This window comes from Aeromonas sp. HMWF015, assembly GCF_963878965.1.
Taxonomy (GTDB): domain Bacteria; phylum Pseudomonadota; class Gammaproteobacteria; order Enterobacterales; family Aeromonadaceae; genus Aeromonas; species Aeromonas veronii.
Window position 1 is genome coordinate 1 of sequence record NZ_CAWNZT010000357.1, and the last position, 3,610, is coordinate 3,610.

General features: G+C 55.6%; 3 protein-coding genes and 1 pseudogene. 2 read left to right on the forward strand and 2 right to left on the reverse strand.

Translation table 11 applies throughout. The features are described 5' to 3' along the window. Positions 1-57 precede the first annotated feature (57 nt). The gene (locus tag AACS18_RS18290) at positions 58-2,034 is read left to right on the forward strand and encodes a Lon protease family protein (RefSeq protein WP_069554855.1); all 1,977 of its coding nucleotides are present in this window, start codon (positions 58-60) and stop codon (positions 2,032-2,034) included. Positions 2,035-2,111: 77 nt separating this feature from the next. Continuing rightward, positions 2,112-2,672: a 3-hydroxyacyl-[acyl-carrier-protein] dehydratase FabA gene (gene fabA, locus AACS18_RS18295; protein WP_005336586.1), complete on the forward strand. Its 561-nt coding sequence runs from the start codon at positions 2,112-2,114 to the stop codon at positions 2,670-2,672. 84 nt (positions 2,673-2,756) lie between these two features. On the opposite strand, the gene rmf is transcribed toward fabA, so the two are convergent. Next, a complete protein-coding gene (gene rmf / locus AACS18_RS18300) occupies positions 2,757-2,936 on the reverse strand; it encodes a ribosome modulation factor (RefSeq protein WP_005315693.1) in 180 nt (59 codons plus the stop codon). A 158-nt stretch (positions 2,937-3,094) separates the two neighbouring features. Next, positions 3,095-3,610, reverse strand: a pseudogene (locus AACS18_RS18305) (ABC transporter ATP-binding protein); the annotation flags it as partial.

Consider the following 3,610-nt stretch of genomic DNA (forward strand, 5'->3'; position numbering starts at 1 on the left):
CTTATTGAACTGTGTATAATGGCAACAATTGATCCTATCTTCGACCGGATGTCTTAAGTGGCTGAATTAACATCAGAACAATTAAAACCCGCTTTTGCGATTGAACAGTTCACCAAGCTTAGCGAGCTTGAACCTATCCCCTTTGCTGCGCTGCAACCCAGAGCCATTTCCGGCATCAAACGTCTTGCCAGTTTTGATGGTGACTGTCCGGTCATGCTGCTCAACGGGTTCCCCGGCGCAGATTACGAAGGCGTTTGCCAAACGTTGATTGCCGACTCCAATGGCAAGGATGGTGACCTGTTTGATCTCTGCTACACCGAGAATCTGAACAACCCCTACAAGCCTATCTGGCTGCGCCTGCAACCAGGCACCGGCGTTGAGTTTTGCGAAATGGTTGGCGAGCTGCTCAAGCTATTGAGCCACCATCTCGATGCCGAACGCATCGTGACCCGCATCATGCGCAAGCAGAACAATGATCCGAAAATCGATGATTTCCTCTCCGACCTGGCGGCTCACGTGGCATTGGGTCTGGAATTCCAGCACCCCATTCTGATCAACCTGTTGATCCATCACGAAGCGCAGGAAGCGCCGGTGATTTATGGCCGTGATCTCAACTGGGATACCCTGTTTGGCTCCATCAACTACCAGACCGAGCAAGGCTCTGTCTATGCTAACCAGCACCTGTTGGAGCCTGGCTTGCTGCGCGAAGCCAACGGCGGCTACCTCATTTTGCAACTGGATGAGCTGCTGGATCAGCCGCACCTCTGGTTCAAACTGAAAAATGCCATGCAAAAAGGCGAGCTGGACTGGAACGCCTATCAGGAAGGGAAAACCCTGACCCCCTTCTTCGCGCCTGAAGCGACCCCCATCAAGCTCAAGCTGATCCTGGTGGGTGACCGACTCGACGTGGCCGAGTTCCAGATGCTGGATCGGGATATGTCCGAGCGCATCTTCCTGCGCGCTGATCTGGTATCAGAGGTGAATATTGAAGAGGATCTGCAGGAATTTCTGCAGTACCTGGCTTGGCTGCGCCAGCGCTGGAGCCTGCTGGACTTCACACCAGCCGCCCTCGCCGCCCTTTGTCGTCATGCTAGCCGCCTCTGTGACCATCAGGAGTGGCTGTCGCTCTCCGAAGTGCAACTCTCCGCCATCATGCGGATGGCTGACAGTCTGGCCCGGGAGCTGGAATCTGATGTGGTCACTGACGAGCATATCCGCGGCGCACTGGAGGAGCAGGATTACCGCCTCAACTATCTGGTTGAGCAGTCCGATCAAGGTGTTATCGACGGCCAGATCCTGCTGCAAACCGATGGCGAAGAGATTGGCCAGATCAACGGCCTGTCTGTCATTCAGGTCTCCGGTCACCCTTATGACTTCGGCGAGCCGGTGCGCCTCACTGCTACCGTACACCTTGGTGATGGCGATGTGGCGGATATCGAGCGCAAAGCGGAGCTGGCCGGTCATATCCACGCCAAGGCGATGATGATTATCCACGGCTATCTCTCCAACAAATTTGGTGCAGAGAACCCCTCCCCCCTGTCGGCCAATCTGGTGTTCGAGCAGTCTTACCACGAAATTGATGGCGACAGTGCCTCCCTGACCGGCTTGTGTGCCCTGCTCTCTGCCCTCGCCCGCCAGCCTATCTACCAGCACTTCGCCGTGACCGGTGCGGTCGATCAGTTTGGCAATGTGCAGGCCGTTGGTGGCGTCAACGAGAAGATTGAAGGCTTCTTCCGGGTGTGCAAAATCCACGGCATCACCGGCAAGCAAGGGATCATTTTGCCGGGCACCAACATCCAGCAGCTGAACCTCTCTGACGAGGTGATTGCAGCGGTTGAAGCAGGCCAGTTCCACATCCATCCGGTGGATCATGTGGAAGAGGCCATCGAGTTGCTGACTGGCTGTGTCGCCGGTGAGCCTGATATGCCCGATACCCTGTTTGGCCGTATTCAGGAGCGGTTGGACGAGTTGAACGGCTCCACTGCCAAAGTCGGACTGCTGCAATCCCTGCTGGGGCGCCTGTTTGGCCGCTGATGAAGTGATCGGAGTTGTTTAGCGAACAACTGTAAGCTAAATTGGCCCGGCTTTGACCCATTTGAAGGAAATACCGCGTGACCGTAGACAATACCACCATGGAAGCCCGCCTTTCCCTGTGCGAACAGGGCAAGAACTCTTTTACCCGTGAAGAGCTGCTGGCTTGCAGCCGTGGCGAACTGTTTGGTGAGGGTAACAGTCAGCTGCCTGCCCCCAACATGTTGATGATGGACCGCATCGTCAAGATCAATGACAACGGCGGCGAACACGGCAAGGGTGAGATCCTGGCTGAGCTCGACATTACTCCGGATCTCTGGTTCTTCGATTGCCACTTCCCGGGAGATCCTGTGATGCCTGGCTGTCTCGGTCTGGACGCCATGTGGCAGCTGGTTGGCTTCTTCCTTGGCTGGAAAGGTGGCCCCGGCAAGGGTCGTGCTCTGGGCGTAGGTGAAGTGAAATTCACCGGCCAGATCCTGCCGACTGCCAAGAAAGTGACCTACAAGATCACCTTCAAGCGCGTCATCAACCGCAAGCTGGTGATGGGGATTGCTGATGGTGTGGTCGAAGTTGACGGCCGTCCGATCTACAGCGCCACCGACCTGAAAGTGGGCCTGTTCAAAGATACCACCGCATTCTGATCTCTCTGATTGGTGGTAAAACAGCATTAACGCAAAGGGGCCACAACGGCCCCTTTCCTTTTGTAATGAGTGATGAAGTACCTGCTACTTCATGAAGAGGCCTGAGCCCCGCCCTTCCATGGCGTCACGCCAACCACCAAGCCAATGCCCTCGGGCATCCAGGCATTGATACGGACACGCTTCTTTCTGTTTGCCGACCACGCCAGCCTGATAACCACGAGCACGAGCTCTTTCCAGACGGTCCCGCTTCTGTCTCTTCATCATCTACGACCCTCTTCGTGGAACAAAAAAAGCGACCAATTCTGCATCGGTCGCTTTCATCTTTACTCCTGCGAGTGCACCGGGTCAAACAAAAACTTCCACCCTAACCGGGCTATGTGACACAAGGCACTGAACTGGATTAAGTTTTAATTACAGGGAACTTACTCCTGATTTTTGAGTCCTTCCAGCTCTTCCCAGCGAGCAAATGCCTGCTCCAGCGCGGCTTCAGCGGCATTGAGCGCATCGAGTTTCGGCTGGGTTTTATCTGCTGACAGCGAGAAGAACCCGGGCTGGTTGATCTCGCTTTGCAGCGCATCCAACTCGGCTTCCAGCTGCTCAAGACGAGCAGGCAACCCTTCCAGCTCAAGTTGCAGCTTGTAGGAGAGCTTCTTGCTCTTCTTCGGCGCTTCTGGCGCGGCGGTAACAACCAGCTCGGGCGCCTTGACCGGTGCACTCTTGGCCTGTTGCTGGGCATTCTGCTGTTCACGGGTCGCCATCATGTCGGCGTAACCGCCCACGTAGTCGCTGATACGGCCATCCCCTTCAAACAGCCAGCAACCGGTCACTGTGTTGTCGATAAAGCGACGATCGTGACTGACCAGCAGCAGAGTGCCGGGGTAATCAGAAAGCAGCTCTTCCAGCAGCTCCAGAGTTTCCACATCCAGATCGTTGGTCGG